The following is a 14,820-nucleotide window of genomic DNA, read 5'->3' as shown; positions in this document are numbered from 1 at the left end:
GCCCACCCTGCACATTCAACTGTCATAACCGGCCTCACTCCCCCCCACCCCCCCCGGCCCCCCCCGCGGGGGGGCCCGCTGCATTTTTGGAACCCCAATGTTTAAAAATCTGATCATCTACCGCATTTCCGAATCCTGGCAGCCCGACCTGGTGCAACTCGAGCAGGCGCTCGCCAAGCAGCAATTTGAGGTGTGCGGCGCCACGCAAGAGCAGTCCACCGGCTGGGTGCCGCCGCGCGGCGAAGAGCACGGCGCCATGGTTGAATCCGTGGGCGGCCACTGGATCCTGCGCCTGATGAGCGAAAGCAAGATGCTGCCCGCCAGCGTGCTCAGCCGCGAGTTCGATGAGAAGCTGGCCCACATCGAGAAATCCGAGGGCCGCAAGCCTGGCCGGAAAGAGCGCCAAGACCTGAAGGAAGAGTGCAAGCTGGACCTGCTGCCAATGGCCTTCACCAAGCAGGCGGGCACCTGGGTATGGATCGACCCTGCGGCGCGCCTGCTGGTGATCGACGCCAGCGCGCAGGGCCGGGCCGACACAGTGGTGACCATGCTGGTGGAGGCCTCGCCCGGTTTTGCCGTGGCACTGCTGGACACCAAGGCCAGCCCGCAAGGCGCAATGGCCGCCTGGCTGCACAGCTACGACGCGCCGGCGGGCTTCAGCATCGACCAGGAGTGCGAGCTCAAGGGCACTGACGAAGCCAAAGCGGTTGTGCGCTACGGCCGCCACCCGCTGGGCATTGACGAAGTCCGCGAGCACATTGACCAGGGCAAGCTGCCCACCAAGCTGGCCTTGACCTGGGATGACCGGGTGAGCTTCGTGCTGACCGAAGGCCTGCAGCTCAAAAAGGTGGAGCTGCTAGGCGTGGTGCTGGAAGACAAAGCCGACGAAAGCGGCCTTGATGCTGACGTGGCAATTGCCACCGGCGAGCTGGCCAAGCTGATCCCCGATCTGATCGACGCGCTGGGCGGCGAAGGCCGCACTGAGCTGGGCGCTCCAGCAATTGCTCTAATACAAAATTAGTATTGCCTTAGTCTTAGATCATGGTAGATGTGTAGAAGTAAATTCTTCTTCTCGAGGTTCAATTTTACTTTTCAACATGCCGCGCAAATTCTCTCTTTGCTCTCGTGCATTTTTTAATCTATTAGCAGCCCTAAAAGATTCACTTTCAGTATAATTATCAAAACTTATATCTTTAATATCCTCTATCGCTTGTATAGAAAGGGCCAACTCACGTTGAACGCGCATTATTGAAACCAAAAGATTATCAGGATATCCTTGACTAATCAGAGACTGGCCAATTCGCTCAAGAGACTTAAGCCTTTCAAGACTTGACCTCGGGCTCAGCAAACTATTTCCATTAAATTTCTGATAGCTATTAAATAATCCAATGCAGGCTTCCCTGGAATATTCAAATGCTGTAATAGTTTTAGACTCTAAGAGCTCCTGCTCTTTCCTTAAATTAATCAGCAAATCATGACGACGCTGCCTCCAAGGTAAATATAGTGCAAGAATGCCGATAACCAACGTACACAGTACGCCAGCCCAACTACTCCATTCGCTTTTAGACATACACATAAACCACCAATCATCCCTCCAGAATAGACAGTATTCTTGGGGTAGTTTTGTACTGACTGCAGCCTCTCCAATCGCTTTTATCAACTGATTCGTGTCCATGCGCATCTCCCTGGTCGCGAATCCTACCCGATAACATGCCCGCCCTGAGCGGGCATTTCCATTTCTGGAGCCAAACATGGCTGAAAACAACTCTTCCGCTCCCCTCAAGACTGCCGAGGGGGCTTATCCAGCACTGCCTGCACCTGACACCCATTGCCACGACGAGGACACAGGTCGGGACGTTTGGAGCTACAGCGCCGAGCAGATGCGCGCCTACGCGGCCCAGGCAGTGGCCGCCCGCTCTGCCACCCCAGCACTTCCAGCGACCGAGGATTCCTCGGCAGGTGACCTGGCAGAGGCTGACTTGAGCCAAATCAGTGGCGGAGAGACGCCGAAACCATGGAGCGAGGCAGAAAAAGCTTGGCTCTCAAAAGCTCTTGGCACAGTGTTTCGTGACCAGGCAGAGGCACAGGCCGAGCCGGTGGCAGATTGCTACTCAGACGATGACGGCGATACCTGGCGCGATTTGCCAAGCGATATCGACTTTGTACAGGGCCGCAAGCTTGGCGAAGAATTCGAGCTGCAGGCTTCTGTTCGCTCATGGTCAGAAACATTCCGCGTCACCAAAGTGCCCGATGAAACCAGTGACGACTATGAAGTGGAGCCGGTTTCTGTCCGCACAGCACCGCAGGCCCAGCCAGCTGATGCGCTGGATGCTGATGGCGAGGCGTTTCGGACCGCTGCCAAGCTCGGCCTCACCCTCCGCTTTTATGGCGGGTGCGCTCAGTCCAGCAAGCCGCGCACGCCATCAGCCTATGCGGAGGTTGCAGGCCCTGACCCAGCCGCGTCAATGCGGGAAGCGGTGCAAAGGGTCAAAACCACCATCGACGCCGCCATGGCTGCAGCCCAGGAAGGTGGCAGAGCTGTGAAGGCCAAGAAAGTTGAGAACGCTACAGACGATCTATCTCAGTAACAGCCTTAGTGAACAAATTCAAGGCAGCATCGCCATCAATTGTGGCCATTAGATCGATGTCCAGCTCGTCAAGGCTAACGTCGCTGTACCCCATGGACCAGGTCGCGTAGCGGCGCTCTTCCAGATCATCACCTGCATTCAGTTGCAGGAAGTCTGTATGCCTGCGGTCTTTGGGGAGCTTTGCAACCAACGCATCGATCTCGCTGACCGGCCCTTCAATGTATTGCGTAAAGCGCTCACCATCGAAAACCAGAATGCCAGTGATGCCGTGCGAGGCGTTGAACTCACGCGCCACCTTCACGATGTTCCCCACCTCAGTGGGATCGCAGTCAGGTGCCAGCCGACTTGAATAGAGGAAAAAACTCAGTGGAGTGGACATAGCAGCACCTTTCATTGACTGATCCACTGTACACCCTCCCGAATTACATCTTTGCTTTTATGCAAATGCCTTTGGAAAACACACGAAACCTAACCAAGGTTGCACCATGACCACCTTGCTCCTACCGCTCAAGCGCCAATACTTCCAGGCCATACGCGACGGCACCAAGCTCGAGGAATTCCGCTTGTGCACACCATACTGGGCCAAGCGCCTGGAGGACCGCGAGTATGACCAGATCATCCTCACCTTGGGCTACCCCGCCCGCGACGATCTTGCTCGGCGCCTGATAACTCCTTGGCGCGGCTTAATGGTGAAGACGATCATCCACCCGCACTTCGGCCCTTAACCTGTGCGGGTCTATGCTATCGATGTGAAGCAACATACGTGACCAATTCACTTTTCCGAGTCGGTCACTGGCATCTATTGCATCTTGGTTCGTGGAGCATTTTTGATGAGAAGAATTCGACACCTGACAAACCGACATCGAGCAAATTCCACCAACTTGGCTCTTGGATGGCTACTGGCTTTCAACGCTGGTGCAGTTAATGCGGGTGGCTTTCTAGTCCTGCACATGTACACCTCGCACATGACAGGATTCGCGTCACAGATAGCTGATGGCCTGGTCCTGGAAAACATGAAGATGCTTCTGAATGCGCTGGGCGCCATCTTGTCCTTCATGACCGGCGCAGCCGTGTGTGCTGTTTTGGTGAACTGGGGTCGAGAAAAGCATCTCTACAGCGTTTACGCGCTGCCACTAATGCTGGAGGCATTGATGCTCTTGCCCTTCGGTCTGATGGGCGCTGTCACCCTCTCCTGGAACACACCATTCGCTGTTCCCATCACGGTTCTGCTGCTCTCATTCATGATGGGACTTCAAAACGCTGTGGGCTCAAAGACCTCTGGTGGAAGCATTCGCACAACCCATATGACTGGGAACTTCACGGACCTGGGAATGGAATTGGGCAAGCTATTCTTTTGGAAGCGTAGTGGCACTGCTTTTAGGGTTCCAACAAGCCGAGTGCAGCATAACTGGGTGCGCATGCGTGCCTCTGCTGGTCTGATTGGCATGTTTGTGCTGGGAAGCATTACGGGTGCAGTTGGCTTCAGCTACATCGGTTTTTTCTGTGTGGTGCCGCTGGCCGCGCTACTGCTCGCGGTGTCAGTGCCGCCATTTATTCATGATGCCAAGCACTCCAACGAGATGCGCGCATTTTTCCAAAAAAGGTTGTGATCACTGAATCACCACCGTCTTAAACAGCAAACCCGCCTAGTGCGGGTTTTTTGTTGCCCTACTCCGCCGTCGGGCGGCTTTCAACGAAGGAATCCATATGAATACGGCATTTCTGCTCATGGCTCAGTACAACGCCATGGCGGTGATTCCGCTTGATCAAGTAGTCAAGGACTACTTCCCGCACCTGGGAACGCAAAAGTTCCTGCGCAAGATCGCAGCGGGCGAAATCAAGCTCCCTTTGACCCGCATCGAGCCCAATTCACAGAAGGGGGCAAAGGGGGTCCATCTCACTGATCTGGCCACCTACATCGATGCTCAACGAGCAGCCGGTGTAAAGGAATCGAAGCAGCTAAATGGCGAACGGGTGCAACAATAAAGCAACATGCAAAAAGAGAATCCCCGTAAGTCTTTGTACTTATGGGGATTTTTTTAGTTTGTCTGTCCGATCCATCATCGGCGCGACGGACATGCGCCAAGGGCTGTGGGGTAGAGATTCGGTCATGGTGGTAGCGCGGCCAAAGGCTGGCCCGAAAATGGGTGGCCTGCGCAGGTGGTGGCAGCATGGGCAGGCAATCGGCTATTTTAAATCTTCCGAAAGAGGCTGCTGGCCAGCACGAAAAATGGCCTGCAGATGCCGCCTCGGTGCAAGGATGGATTGCCGGATTGAAACCACCAGCAATACCCTGTTTGACCTCGGAGGGTAAAAATCCAGGAGCGGCAAAAATCAGATAAAAATGACGCGGCCGTGCGCTCTCTTTGCATCGCTGTCCCCACGGGCACAGGCACTGAGTCAGGCGCCCTCCTTTTTGTGACCACCACTGCCATGAAGAAGAAAACCCATTCCGAAGCCTTTCGCCGCCAATTGGTTCATGAAGCGCTCAACCGCACCCCATCCGGCGGATTCTCGGTACTGGAAAAACGCCATGGCCTGCGTTCGGGCACCCTGTTCGACTGGGTGGCAGAGTTTGGCACCGACCTGGCACCCACGGCCTTTACTGCGCAGCATGTCTGGATCGGCAACTCCGCCACCAATGCCCAAGCATTCAACCGCTATTTTGACTATGACCCCGGCTACTGGAGCATCGACGATGAGCGCCTGGCGCATAGCAGCGAGGATCTGACCGGTTGCCGCTTCTGCCAGGATATGGGCAGCCGCTATTTGTACGACGAGGACCTGCTGCTCGTCATCCACAAGCGCGCACCCATGCCCGTGGCAGGTCTCGTGGGCTTGGGCGCATTCCGCTCAGACACGGCAGTCGCTGCCGTCATGGAGGCCTGCTCTCGCCACCACCTCGCGTCGGCCAACGCCATGTTTGTCTATTCAGACCCGTCTTGGCAGGTGGCAGACCTGGACAAGCGCTACAACGGTTTGCACTATATGGGGCTGTTTGCCCGCTAAGCGAAGTACCAGCGCAGTGCCGCAGGTAGGCAAGGCGCCCTCTGCTTTGCCCCCGTGGTTTAGGCCAAGGACACGCTAGTAGTAGTTCCCCAGCAGTGACGCAACCTCAATCAGCACCAGCACCGCAAACATGCGGGCCAGGCCGCCCAGGTCGGAGGCAGGGCCCAGCATCTCATCGCGGCGCATGCCGTAGGGCCGGTTCATCGCCGATGCGGTGGGGATCAATGCCACGGCCAACCCAAACAGCAGGGTCTTGAGCCCAAAGAGCCAGGTCACCATGGGGGTGAACACGCTGGCAAACATGCGCGTGTAGAGCTCAAACCCGACCCAGCTCAGGCCATAGACGCTCAGGTAGACCATGACCAGCGACACCACGCAGGACAGCGCGGCCAAGGTGACGGAGGCATACATGCTGGCCACGACCAGAGGCAGCATCTCCGTGCGCACAGGGTCATAGCCATGTTGGCGCAGGCGCTCAAAATGCCCGTCCTCGCGCATCTTGGCCAGCGACGCGCCAGCGGGGATGGAGCAGCGCATGGCCACGAACAAGGCCGCCGTCAGCGGAATGAGCTCGAGCACCAGCACACGGATGACCATCTCGACAGCGACGCGCGAGAGGCCGTAGCTGGTGGCGGTGACAAAGACGATGCGCGCCACCACCAGGCATAGCAAGGCGGCCAGCGCGGTAAAGCCCAGCAGAATGGGCGCCGTGTCGACATACATGCGGCGCATCAGCCGCGCGCGGGTTTGCGGGCCGTAGCTGCTGGGCGACATCAGCATCACCAGCACGACGGCGCCCAGGTAGAAAATGCGCCACCAGGCCACCGCCCAGCGGCGCGCCGTGCGCCAGGTCCGGTGGGGCCATTGGGGTTGGAGCAGACTTGCCAGCATCAGCCGATCATAGGCGATAGACGCCAGCATGGGCAGTGTTCAGAAGCATGGCTGGCAGGACCGAGCGCTGCTGCCACCCGCTGCCAGTGCGTCTCAAGACTTCTGGCGTGCCTTCCAGGCCTGCACCGCCTTCAGGGTCTGCTGCACATGCTCGAGCGGATCGCTGCCCTCATGGGCATAGATCACCTTGCCGTCCGGTGCGATCACATAGGAGATGCGTGACGCAGTACCCGGCCGTGCCGCGGAGCCCGCGTCATAGGCCTGGATGGCCTTGGCATCGGGGTCGGAGGCCACGCTGAACTGGTCGCGGCAGGCTTCGCTCGAGAAGCGCTGCATCGTGGCAATGTCGTCATGCGAGATGCCGACGACCTGCGCGCCGGAGGCCGCAAAAGTAGGCGTGGCCTCGGCAAAGGCATGGGCCTCGATCGTGCAGCCCTGGCTGAAGGCCTTGGGGAAGAAGTACAGGACCACCGGGCCGCGCTTCAAGGCCTCGGCCATGTCAAAGCGCTGCACCTTGCCAGCCAATGCTGACTGCGTGCTGAACATCGGTGCCTGGGCACCAACGGCCAGCGCCGCCTGGCTGGGCAGGCTCACCAGGGCCGCGCAGCCCATCACCACCGAGGCCAAAGCCCCCACGAGTTTTGCTTTCATAGTCGATCCTTCTGTTGTCATCCACCTACGCCTCCAGCCTGGGCCATCGGCGACAGATCCTGTTTTGTGCCTGCTGCCCATCGCTCCACACGACAGCCCCTAGAATATGCCACCTGGCGTGATGGCATGCATCATCACCCCTTTGACCGTTTATGCAACTACCTCCTTGGCCGACTCTGCAAAAGCCATGCGAAGGTGTCACTCTCAAGGAGACAACAAAATGATGAAACAGATTCTGCAGTGCGCCGCAGTGGCGCTCACGGTGGGGGCCGCTTCGGCTGCCATGGCCCAGGGTACGGGGGCAGACTACCCCGGCAGCAAGCCCGTCCGCATGGTCGTGCCCTTCCCGCCAGGCGGCGGCACCGACATCATCTCGCGCATCATTGCACAAAAGCTCAGCGAGCAAAACCACTGGACGGTGGTCGCTGACAACCGTGCCGGCGCGGGTGGCACCATCGGTATCAGCGAAGTGGCCAAGGCCCAGCCAACGGGCTATGACATCGTCATGGGCCAGAAGGACAACGTGGTGCTGGGCTACTACCTGTACAAGGGCCTGCCCTGGAACCCCGCCAAGGACCTGACCCCGATCGCCCATGTGGCCTACTCGCCGGTTATCATCGCCACCTCGGAAAACAGCAAGTTCAAGACCTTGAACGATGTGATCGCCGCCGCCAAGGCCGATCCCGGCAAGATCACCTATGGCTCGCCCGGCAATGGCACCAGCATCCATATCGCTGGCGTGCTGTTTGAGAAGGCGGCCGGCGTCAAGCTGACCCACGTGCCGTACAAGGGCTCCAACCCCGCCCTACTCGACACCCTGTCCGGCAATGTCGATCTGCTGGTGTCGTCCGTGCCCTCGGCCATTGGCCAGATCAAGGCTGGCAAGCTGCGTCCGCTGGCTGTTACCTCGGCTAAGCGCAGCAGCTCGCTGCCCGATGTGCCTACCGTTGCGGAACTGGGCATGAAGGGCTTTGATGTGAGCACCTGGTACGGCCTGTTTGGCCCCAAGAACCTGCCCGCGCCCATCGTCAGCAAGCTCAACACCGAGGTCAACAAACTGCTGGGCCAAAAGGAAGTGCAGGATTCCATCCTGGCCCAAGGCGCAGAGCCCCAGGCCATGTCCGTATCGGACTTTGACAAGTTCTTCCACAAGGACTTCCAGGACGCCAAGGCCATTGTTGAGGCCTCGGGCGCGACCATCCAGTAAGCCCCAGGGCTGGGATACGACAAGGGCACCTCGCAGGTGCCCTTTTTTGTGGCCAGGCCAAAGGCCCGAATGGCTAATGGCGATGCCAGCCTTCAGGCGCCGTCTCCCTGGAAAGCCTCGCGGCGCAGGGTCACCACCAGCGTATCGCGGTGGCCCGGTTCCTCACCCACTGGTTGGATCGGTGTGCTCTCATGAATCATGCGGGCATCGTCGAGCAGCATCAGCGACCAGGGCTCGGTCAAGGTAAAGCGCAGGCCTTGCGGGCCCTGGGCATCAAACACCCGGGTCTCCCCGCCCTTGATGCCTTCGCGTGCCACGAGAAACACGGCCACCAGGTCCACGCCATCGCGGTGCGCGCCTTCGGGGGTGGGCCTGCCAATGCCTTCGGCGGTGTCGATGCGGAACTGGTGGGCCTCGGTGTACCAGGGTGCCTGCCCAGTGCTGGGAAACAGCGCCTGCGCGGTATGCCCCAGCGCCCGCATGATCTGGCGCCAGGCGGGCAGCGCCTGGGTGCTGGCTGCGACGGGCTCAAACCAGCGCTGCATGCCGCCATGCAAGGCGTTGTATTCCACCGGCTGCCAGTGGGCGCGGTGCGTCACCGCCTGCACCTGGTCGTGCTGCACCACATAGCAGGAATGGCGGCGCTTGCGGTAGCGGCCACCGTCTTTCAGGTAGGCATCATGGGGCATGGCCTCCCAGTGGCTGCTGAGTGCTGCCAGCGCATCGGGTGGGCAGGCTGCCCACTGCGCCACGGCCGCAGGGCTGAGCACCGCATAGCCATAGGCGCGCAAGGTGCCGTCCACCTGGTCGGCATCACAATAAGGAGGAGGAAAGGACTGCATGTAAAACTCCGTCAAGCGGGCGAGCTTACGGCGGTCACAAAAGCATTGCGTGCTACACAACTTTGGGCAGCGCCGCAGCGCTGCCCGGTAGCCATCCAATCAATGAAAACGGCAGCAAGCCGGGTGCCGCCGCAGAGGTTACTGGCGCACCACCAACACAGGGATCAGACTGTCGCTCAGCACGCGCTGGGTCACGCTGCCCAGCACCAGCTTTTCCAGGCCCTTGCGGCCATGCGATCCCATGACGATCAGGTCGGCCCCCGTGGTTTTGACGGCTTCCATCACGCCGTCGTGCACGGAGTGGCCCTCGCCCATGACGGTATCGACGGGGATGCCCGCCTGCTCCATCGCAGTTTTGACAGCATCCAAGGCAGTGTGCGCATCGGCAGTGGCGGCAGACAGGTACTGCGCCTGGCCATAGGCAAAATCGGCGCCCACGCCGGTGAAGGGATAGGGATCGATCACATACACCGCAGTGACCTGGCTGCCAAAGGCCTTGGCAAGACCGGCGGCTTTGTTGACGGCGAGCATGGAGGTGGCAGACCCATCGACCGGCACCAGAATATGTTTGAACATAGTGTCACTCCTTTTTGTTGTTGCATGCATAACTTACTCTAAAACGCAGGGCCCGGCAAACCTGGCAGGCCCAGCAGCACTGCCACCTATGCGGCAATTGCGAGCGGTTTGCGCTGCATCAACCATAGCACTGCGCCAGCCCGCGCCGCATAATGTTTGCTCCGCCCTGCTGGGCACTGACGCGCGTATTCGCTATGACAACATCCCTGCGTTCCCTGGGCCGATCCCCCCTGCAAGTCTCGCCGCTGTGCCTGGGCGGCAATGTGTTTGGCTGGACGGCTGACGAGGCCACCAGCTTTCGCCTACTCGATGCCTGGCTGGATGCCGGCATGAACTTTGTCGATACCGCTGACGTGTACTCGCGCTGGGCGCCTGGCCACAGCGGCGGTGAATCGGAGCGCGTGATCGGCAAATGGCTGCGCAGCTCGGGCAAGCGCGCGCAGGTGGTGTTGGCCACCAAGGTCGGCAAGGACATGGGCGATGGCAAGGTCGGCCTGCGCCCGGAGTACATCCGCCAGGCGGTCGATGCCTCCTTGCAGCGCCTGCAGACCGATTACATCGATCTCTACCAATCGCATGACGACGACGCGCAGGTACCGCTGGCCGATGTGATGGGCACCTTTGGCGAGCTGATTGCCGAGGGCAAGCTGCGCGCCGTGGGCGCCAGCAACTACAGCGCAGCGCGTTTGGCCCAGGCGCTGCAGACCAGCGAGCAGCATGGCCTGGCGCGCTATGAGAGCCTGCAGCCGCTTTTCAACCTCTACGACCGTGCCGTGTTCGAGCAAGAGCTGCAGCCGCTGTGCGTTGCGCAGGGCGTGGGCGTCATCAATTTCTACAGCCTGGCTGCCGGCTTTTTGACCGGCAAGTACCGCAAGGCCGAGGACGCCAGCAAAAGCCCGCGCGGCGCCAAGACCACCCAGCTCTACCTCAATGACCGGGGCATGCGCATTCTGGCTGCGCTGGAACAGGTCAGCGCCCGTATCGATGCACCGATGGGCGAAGTGGCCGTCGCCTGGGTGATGCGCCAGCCGGCCATTGCCTCGCCGATCGCCAGCGCCAGCAACCTGGAGCAGCTGCAGTCGTTGATCCGCGCCAGCCAGTTGCAGCTGGATGCCGATGCGATGGCCACGCTCAACGCCGCCAGCGCCGAGGCTTGAAGCCCATAGGCCAGATAGCCTAGGCCAGCAAAACCGGCAAAATCTGCGCCGAAGGCAGGCGCCAGCACTGGTCAGCCACAGTGTCCAGTTCAGTCGGTTCGGGGTTGATGACCACCACATGGGCGCCACCCCGGGCCGCAATATGGGCCAGGCCCGCCGCTGGGTAGACATGGCCGGAGGTGCCAATCACCAGCACCAGGTCACAGCCCTTGGCCGCATCCTGGGCCTGCTGCAGCTCGGCCAGTGGCAGCGCCTCCCCAAACCAGACCACGCCAGGGCGCAGGTAGTTGCCGCAACCAGGGCACTGCGGCGGCGCATCGCCTTCGGTAAAGCGGGCATCGCAACAGGGCTTGGGCGGCAGCAGCCAGCGGTTGTCCATCAGATTGCCATGCAGGCACAGCACTGGCGCACTGCCCGCACGCTGGTGCAGGCCATCGACGTTCTGCGTGACCAGGGTCATCCGGCCGGGGTGGCGCGCCTGCCATTGGGCCAGCGCCACATGGCCGGCATTGGGCATCACTTGGCGGACCAGCTCACGGCGGTACTGGTACCAGTCCCAGACCCGCTGCGGATGGGCCAGAAAACCCGCCTCGCTGGCCATCTCCTCGGGGCTGAACTGCGCCCAGTAGCCCGTCTGCGCATCGCGGAAGGTGGGCACGCCGGACTCCGCACTGGCCCCTGCCCCCGTCAGCACCAGCAGATGCCGCGCATTGTGCAAGAGCTGTCGCAGGCTGGCAATTTCTGTATCGGCAAGCGGCAGCGCTGCGGAGGTATCCAAGGGATCAAAAGACATAGAGGCGGCAGTGAAGAACAGGCGCCCAGCATACGGCAAGGCTTGGGCTCCACCGCTCCAGTCCAGCATCGCCGTGCAGGGCGAGCTCTAGCGGCTTACATTCAGAAACGGTCATCACGATTTGGAGATGGACACGATGGACGGGCCGAGCCCAGAATGGCTGACCCACGACCAGGAGACAAGAATGCAATTCATCCCCTATCTGAACTTTGATGGCGATTGCGCCGAAGCCATGGCCTTTTACGCCCAGCTGTTTGGCGGCCAGATCATGCACCAGATGCGCTTTAGCGACATGCCGCCTGGCGAAGGCATGCCACCGCTCCCGCCTGAGGCGCAATCCCGCCTGATGCATGCCCATCTGCAAGTGGGCAGCCAGGCGATCATGGCCTCGGACACCATGCCTGCGATGCCCGGCGCCAGCGCCGAGACCTGCGGCGGCGGCTATGCCAAACCCCAGGGCATGTGGGTCTCCATCGGTGTGGATTCCGCAGCCGATGGCGAGCGCATCTTCAACGGTCTGGCGGACGGTGGCCAGGTTGCGATGCCGTTTTCTGCCACCTTCTGGTCGCCCGGCTTTGGCATGGTGACCGACCGTTTTGGCACGCCCTGGATGGTGAATGTCCAAACGCAGCCCGCGGCCTGAGGCCCTCCCCATCCCACTGCCAGACCAGCAAAACGCACCAAGCCAGCCACCATGTCCGTACAGCCCCATCTCCACGATCTGGTGCTCAGCCGCCTGATCAACGCCCCCGCCGCCACCCTCTACCGCTGCTGGACCGAGCCTGCACTGCTGGCCCAATGGTTTGTGCCCAAACCCTGGACGATTGCCAGCGCCGACATCGATGTACGCGTGGGCGGCGGCAGCCAGATCGTCATGTGCGACCCGCAAGGCAACGAATACCCCAATGCCGGCGTGTACCTGGAGGTGGTGCCCGAGCGCAGACTGGTGTTTACCGACGCCTATACCGCTGGCTGGGTGCCCAGTGCCAAACCCTTTATGACCGCCATCATCGAGTTTGAGCCCGATGGCGGCCAGACGCGCTACACCGCGACCGTGCGGCATTGGAGCGAAGAGAGCCGCAAGCAGCACGAGGCCATGGGCTTCCACACCGGTTGGGGCACGGCCACCGACCAGCTGGTCGCCCTGGCCGCCACGCTGTAGCAAAGGCTCGATCGCTGCGATGTAGCGCCCACGCATAACGGCGCCGTTGAGCGCCCAGGAGACCACCATGCCCTATGTCGATGGATTTGTACTGCCCGTGCCCCGCGCCAATCTCGATGCCTACCGCGCGATGGCCGAGGCCGCTGGCAAGGTCTGGATGGAGCACGGCGCGCTGCAGTACTGGGAGTGCGTAGGGGACGATGTGCCCGATGGCGAAGTCACCTCGTTTCCGATGGCGGTCAAGCTTCAGGCGGACGAGGTCGCCTGCTTTTCCTGGATCGTCTACACCTCGCGCGCCGAGCGCGACCGTATCAATGCTGCAGTGATGGCCGACCCGCGCCTGGCGGACCTGCAACCGGCCAATATGCCGTTTGATGCCAAGCGGATGATCTTTGGCGGATTCGCGCCGGTCGTGCAGTTGGGGACTTGACAAGGCCACCCGGGCCACCTGGACCACCTAGGGCCACCTAGAGCCGCTGCGCCGTATCAGGCCACTACGCCGGCCACCTCCACATGTACCAGCAGCCCCTTCAGGGCCTCGCTCTTGCGCAATTGCAACTGGCCTTCGTAGCCTTGCACGATCTGCTGGGCAATCGACAGGCCCAGGCCCGTGCCGGCCACCGTTTCATCAAAACGCTGGCCCCGCGCGCCAGCTGCCTGCATTTGCGCGGCTGTCATGCCCGGGCCATCGTCTTCCACCTGCAGCACCAGGCCTTGGCTGGCGTTGCGCTGCACCGTCAGCCGCACCTGCGAGGCAGCCCATTTGCCCGCGTTATCCAGCAGATTGCCCAGCAGCTCTTCCAGATCGGCGCGCTCGCCCCGCCACCACAAGGCGTTGCCCTCTTCCACCAGCTGCCAGTCCAGGTCGCTGGCCTGGTGCAGCTGGCGCAGCATCGCCAGCATCTGCCGCGCGCAGGCCAGCACATCCACAGGCAGGCCGGCGCTTGGGCCGTGCACCAAGGTGGCATCGCTGAAGGTGCGGGCCTGGTAGCGGTCAATCAGCCGCGCCATCGCCGTGGTCTGCTGCAGCACCAGGTCCGCCGGCAGGGCTGCTCCACTGCCGGCATGGGCCATCAGCAGCGACAAGGGTTTTTTCAGCGCATGGTTCAGGTCGGCCGCGTGCGAGCGTGAGCGTTCCACCACCTGGGTATTGCGCGCCAGCAAGGCGGCCAGCTCCTGCTGCAAGGGCTGCAGGTCAGCGCCCAGCGGCAGCTGGGCAATCTGCTCGGTGGCGGGCGCCGCGCCGGGCAGCGGCTTGCCCAGGCCGGCAATCACATCGACCAGGCGCTTGAGCGGCGCCAGGCCCACGCGCAGCTGCAGCCAGACCAGCGCGCCAATCAGCAAGAGCAGCATGGCGCCGGTGATCCAGAGAATCTGGTCAATGCGGCGCAGGCTGGCGATCAACGGCTGGGCGGGGCCAAAGACCTGCAGGTGCATCGGCGCGGCGCCCGCTGCCAGCTGCAGCGAAAAATGCTGCACCCACAGCGGCTCCTGCTGCGGTCCCAGGGCCTGCTGCAAGCGCTCGCTGCCCCAGAGCCCCGCCCGGTTCACCACCAGGTCGGGCTGGTCCCACAGCGAGCGCGAACGCGCCAACACGACCGGCGCAGCAGCCGTGCGCAGCTGCGCAGGCGCCTGGCCCTGCAACTGCCAGTACCAGCCCGAGAAAATGGCGCTGAACTCGTCGCTGCCGCCCGCCGCCTCTTGCACCCGGCCATCGGGCAGCAGCGCCAGGCGCGCGTGGATGCGCTCGGATTTTTCCTCCAGGCTGCGCGACATGCTGCCCAGCAAGCTGGCATGCACCTCGTAACGCAGCCACCAGCCGCCCAGCCCCATCACCAGCAAACTGGGCACGATGACCAAGGCGGCTATGCGCGCAGCCAGCGACCAGCGCCGCGCAGGCAGGCGCTGGGAGGCAGGGCTGAGGGGCAAGACCATGGCGCTGGG

Annotated in this window: 19 protein-coding genes; 11 read left to right on the top strand and 8 right to left on the bottom strand. The window is 61.5% G+C overall.

What is annotated here, in order from left to right; all coding sequences use genetic code 11:
* Window positions 1–97: 97 nt before the first annotated feature.
* Complete coding sequence (locus tag WH265_RS11960) at window positions 98–1,021, top strand: recombination-associated protein RdgC (RefSeq protein WP_339558404.1); 924 nt, start codon at window positions 98–100, stop codon at window positions 1,019–1,021.
* An 18-nt stretch (window positions 1,022–1,039) separates the two neighbouring features.
* Here WH265_RS11960 and WH265_RS11955 read toward each other — a convergent pair whose 3' ends face one another.
* Complete coding sequence (locus tag WH265_RS11955) at window positions 1,040–1,675, bottom strand: hypothetical protein (RefSeq protein WP_339558403.1); 636 nt, start codon at window positions 1,673–1,675, stop codon at window positions 1,040–1,042.
* Window positions 1,676–1,751: 76 nt separating this feature from the next.
* Here WH265_RS11955 and WH265_RS11950 point away from each other — a divergent pair, with 76 nt between their 5' ends.
* Complete coding sequence (locus tag WH265_RS11950) at window positions 1,752–2,588, top strand: hypothetical protein (RefSeq protein ID WP_339558402.1); 837 nt, start codon at window positions 1,752–1,754, stop codon at window positions 2,586–2,588.
* On the opposite strand, the gene WH265_RS11945 is transcribed toward WH265_RS11950, so the two are convergent.
* Window positions 2,566–2,967, bottom strand: a complete 402-nt coding sequence (locus WH265_RS11945) for a BLUF domain-containing protein (RefSeq protein WP_339558401.1) — start codon at window positions 2,965–2,967, stop codon at window positions 2,566–2,568. The genes WH265_RS11950 and WH265_RS11945 overlap by 23 nt on opposite strands.
* 106 nt (window positions 2,968–3,073) lie before the next feature.
* Between WH265_RS11945 and WH265_RS11940 the strand changes: the two genes are divergently transcribed.
* The 4 genes from WH265_RS11940 (at window position 3,074) to WH265_RS11925 (ending at window position 5,597) form a co-directional block, all read left to right on the top strand.
* A complete protein-coding gene (locus WH265_RS11940) occupies window positions 3,074–3,313 on the top strand; it encodes an ASCH domain-containing protein (RefSeq protein WP_339558400.1) in 240 nt (79 codons plus the stop codon).
* Window positions 3,314–3,418: 105 nt separating this feature from the next.
* Window positions 3,419–4,198: a YoaK family protein gene (locus WH265_RS11935; protein WP_339558399.1), complete on the top strand. Its 780-nt coding sequence runs from the start codon at window positions 3,419–3,421 to the stop codon at window positions 4,196–4,198.
* A 97-nt stretch (window positions 4,199–4,295) separates the two neighbouring features.
* Window positions 4,296–4,574, top strand: coding sequence for a pyocin activator PrtN family protein (locus tag WH265_RS11930; RefSeq protein WP_239812139.1), 279 nt, complete (start codon window positions 4,296–4,298; stop codon window positions 4,572–4,574).
* A 447-nt stretch (window positions 4,575–5,021) separates the two neighbouring features.
* Window positions 5,022–5,597, top strand: coding sequence for an immunity 22 family protein (locus WH265_RS11925; protein WP_339558398.1), 576 nt, complete (start codon window positions 5,022–5,024; stop codon window positions 5,595–5,597).
* 75 nt (window positions 5,598–5,672) lie between these two features.
* Here the strand turns inward: WH265_RS11925 and WH265_RS11920 are convergent, their stop codons facing one another.
* Both WH265_RS11920 and WH265_RS11915 read right to left on the bottom strand, forming a co-directional pair.
* Entirely contained in the window at window positions 5,673–6,488 is an 816-nt protein-coding gene (locus WH265_RS11920; protein WP_027011264.1) for an MlaE family ABC transporter permease, read from the bottom strand.
* Between the two features lie 93 nt (window positions 6,489–6,581).
* The gene (locus tag WH265_RS11915) at window positions 6,582–7,139 is read right to left on the bottom strand and encodes a peroxiredoxin (protein WP_445228519.1); all 558 of its coding nucleotides are present in this window, start codon (window positions 7,137–7,139) and stop codon (window positions 6,582–6,584) included.
* 220 nt (window positions 7,140–7,359) lie between these two features.
* Here WH265_RS11915 and WH265_RS11910 point away from each other — a divergent pair, with 220 nt between their 5' ends.
* Window positions 7,360–8,346: a Bug family tripartite tricarboxylate transporter substrate binding protein gene (locus WH265_RS11910; RefSeq protein WP_339558397.1), complete on the top strand. Its 987-nt coding sequence runs from the start codon at window positions 7,360–7,362 to the stop codon at window positions 8,344–8,346.
* A gap of 92 nt (window positions 8,347–8,438) precedes the next feature.
* Here the strand turns inward: WH265_RS11910 and WH265_RS11905 are convergent, their stop codons facing one another.
* Both WH265_RS11905 and WH265_RS11900 read right to left on the bottom strand, forming a co-directional pair.
* Window positions 8,439–9,188 (bottom strand): 2OG-Fe dioxygenase family protein, encoded by a 750-nt coding sequence (locus WH265_RS11905; protein ID WP_339535071.1) that lies wholly within the window; start codon window positions 9,186–9,188, stop codon window positions 8,439–8,441.
* A gap of 138 nt (window positions 9,189–9,326) precedes the next feature.
* Window positions 9,327–9,764 (bottom strand): universal stress protein, encoded by a 438-nt coding sequence (locus WH265_RS11900; RefSeq protein ID WP_021028467.1) that lies wholly within the window; start codon window positions 9,762–9,764, stop codon window positions 9,327–9,329.
* Window positions 9,765–9,958: 194 nt separating this feature from the next.
* Between WH265_RS11900 and WH265_RS11895 the strand changes: the two genes are divergently transcribed.
* The gene (locus tag WH265_RS11895) at window positions 9,959–10,921 is read left to right on the top strand and encodes an aldo/keto reductase (RefSeq protein ID WP_339558396.1); all 963 of its coding nucleotides are present in this window, start codon (window positions 9,959–9,961) and stop codon (window positions 10,919–10,921) included.
* Window positions 10,922–10,940: 19 nt separating this feature from the next.
* Here the strand turns inward: WH265_RS11895 and WH265_RS11890 are convergent, their stop codons facing one another.
* Entirely contained in the window at window positions 10,941–11,714 is a 774-nt protein-coding gene (locus WH265_RS11890) for an SIR2 family NAD-dependent protein deacylase (protein ID WP_339558395.1), read from the bottom strand.
* A 184-nt stretch (window positions 11,715–11,898) separates the two neighbouring features.
* Between WH265_RS11890 and WH265_RS11885 the strand changes: the two genes are divergently transcribed.
* The 3 genes from WH265_RS11885 to WH265_RS11875 all read left to right on the top strand — a co-directional run bounded on the left by WH265_RS11885 (window position 11,899) and on the right by WH265_RS11875 (window position 13,306).
* A complete protein-coding gene (locus WH265_RS11885; protein WP_339518043.1) occupies window positions 11,899–12,357 on the top strand; it encodes a VOC family protein in 459 nt (152 codons plus the stop codon).
* A 51-nt stretch (window positions 12,358–12,408) separates the two neighbouring features.
* A complete protein-coding gene (locus WH265_RS11880; protein WP_339518042.1) occupies window positions 12,409–12,876 on the top strand; it encodes an SRPBCC family protein in 468 nt (155 codons plus the stop codon).
* Between the two features lie 67 nt (window positions 12,877–12,943).
* The gene (locus WH265_RS11875; protein WP_339518040.1) at window positions 12,944–13,306 is read left to right on the top strand and encodes a DUF1428 domain-containing protein; all 363 of its coding nucleotides are present in this window, start codon (window positions 12,944–12,946) and stop codon (window positions 13,304–13,306) included.
* 56 nt (window positions 13,307–13,362) lie between these two features.
* On the opposite strand, the gene WH265_RS11870 is transcribed toward WH265_RS11875, so the two are convergent.
* Window positions 13,363–14,811, bottom strand: coding sequence for a sensor histidine kinase (locus WH265_RS11870; RefSeq protein WP_339558394.1), 1,449 nt, complete (start codon window positions 14,809–14,811; stop codon window positions 13,363–13,365).
* Window positions 14,812–14,820 lie beyond the last annotated feature (9 nt).

It is taken from the genome of Comamonas sp. MYb396 (assembly GCF_037479555.1).
Lineage (GTDB): Bacteria > Pseudomonadota > Gammaproteobacteria > Burkholderiales > Burkholderiaceae_C > Comamonas.
The sequence above is the reverse complement of the archived record's forward strand: the minus strand, read 5'-3'. Positions and strand labels throughout refer to the sequence as shown.

Excerpts from the sequence above, each read along its gene's own strand:
- WH265_RS11960 (WP_339558404.1), top strand. The coding sequence starts at position 98 with ATGTTTAAAAATCTGATCATCTACCGCATTTCCGAATCCTGGCAGCCC.
- WH265_RS11955 (WP_339558403.1), bottom strand. The coding sequence starts at position 1,675 with ATGGACACGAATCAGTTGATAAAAGCGATTGGAGAGGCTGCAGTCAGT.
- WH265_RS11950 (WP_339558402.1), top strand. The coding sequence starts at position 1,752 with ATGGCTGAAAACAACTCTTCCGCTCCCCTCAAGACTGCCGAGGGGGCT.
- WH265_RS11945 (WP_339558401.1), bottom strand. The coding sequence starts at position 2,967 with ATGTCCACTCCACTGAGTTTTTTCCTCTATTCAAGTCGGCTGGCACCT.
- WH265_RS11940 (WP_339558400.1), top strand. The coding sequence starts at position 3,074 with ATGACCACCTTGCTCCTACCGCTCAAGCGCCAATACTTCCAGGCCATA.
- WH265_RS11935 (WP_339558399.1), top strand. The coding sequence starts at position 3,419 with ATGAGAAGAATTCGACACCTGACAAACCGACATCGAGCAAATTCCACC.
- WH265_RS11930 (WP_239812139.1), top strand. The coding sequence starts at position 4,296 with ATGAATACGGCATTTCTGCTCATGGCTCAGTACAACGCCATGGCGGTG.
- WH265_RS11925 (WP_339558398.1), top strand. The coding sequence starts at position 5,022 with ATGAAGAAGAAAACCCATTCCGAAGCCTTTCGCCGCCAATTGGTTCAT.
- WH265_RS11920 (WP_027011264.1), bottom strand. The coding sequence starts at position 6,488 with ATGCTGGCAAGTCTGCTCCAACCCCAATGGCCCCACCGGACCTGGCGC.
- WH265_RS11915 (WP_445228519.1), bottom strand. The coding sequence starts at position 7,139 with ATGAAAGCAAAACTCGTGGGGGCTTTGGCCTCGGTGGTGATGGGCTGC.
- WH265_RS11910 (WP_339558397.1), top strand. The coding sequence starts at position 7,360 with ATGATGAAACAGATTCTGCAGTGCGCCGCAGTGGCGCTCACGGTGGGG.
- WH265_RS11905 (WP_339535071.1), bottom strand. The coding sequence starts at position 9,188 with ATGCAGTCCTTTCCTCCTCCTTATTGTGATGCCGACCAGGTGGACGGC.
- WH265_RS11900 (WP_021028467.1), bottom strand. The coding sequence starts at position 9,764 with ATGTTCAAACATATTCTGGTGCCGGTCGATGGGTCTGCCACCTCCATG.
- WH265_RS11895 (WP_339558396.1), top strand. The coding sequence starts at position 9,959 with ATGACAACATCCCTGCGTTCCCTGGGCCGATCCCCCCTGCAAGTCTCG.
- WH265_RS11890 (WP_339558395.1), bottom strand. The coding sequence starts at position 11,714 with ATGTCTTTTGATCCCTTGGATACCTCCGCAGCGCTGCCGCTTGCCGAT.
- WH265_RS11885 (WP_339518043.1), top strand. The coding sequence starts at position 11,899 with ATGCAATTCATCCCCTATCTGAACTTTGATGGCGATTGCGCCGAAGCC.
- WH265_RS11880 (WP_339518042.1), top strand. The coding sequence starts at position 12,409 with ATGTCCGTACAGCCCCATCTCCACGATCTGGTGCTCAGCCGCCTGATC.
- WH265_RS11875 (WP_339518040.1), top strand. The coding sequence starts at position 12,944 with ATGCCCTATGTCGATGGATTTGTACTGCCCGTGCCCCGCGCCAATCTC.
- WH265_RS11870 (WP_339558394.1), bottom strand. The coding sequence starts at position 14,811 with ATGGTCTTGCCCCTCAGCCCTGCCTCCCAGCGCCTGCCTGCGCGGCGC.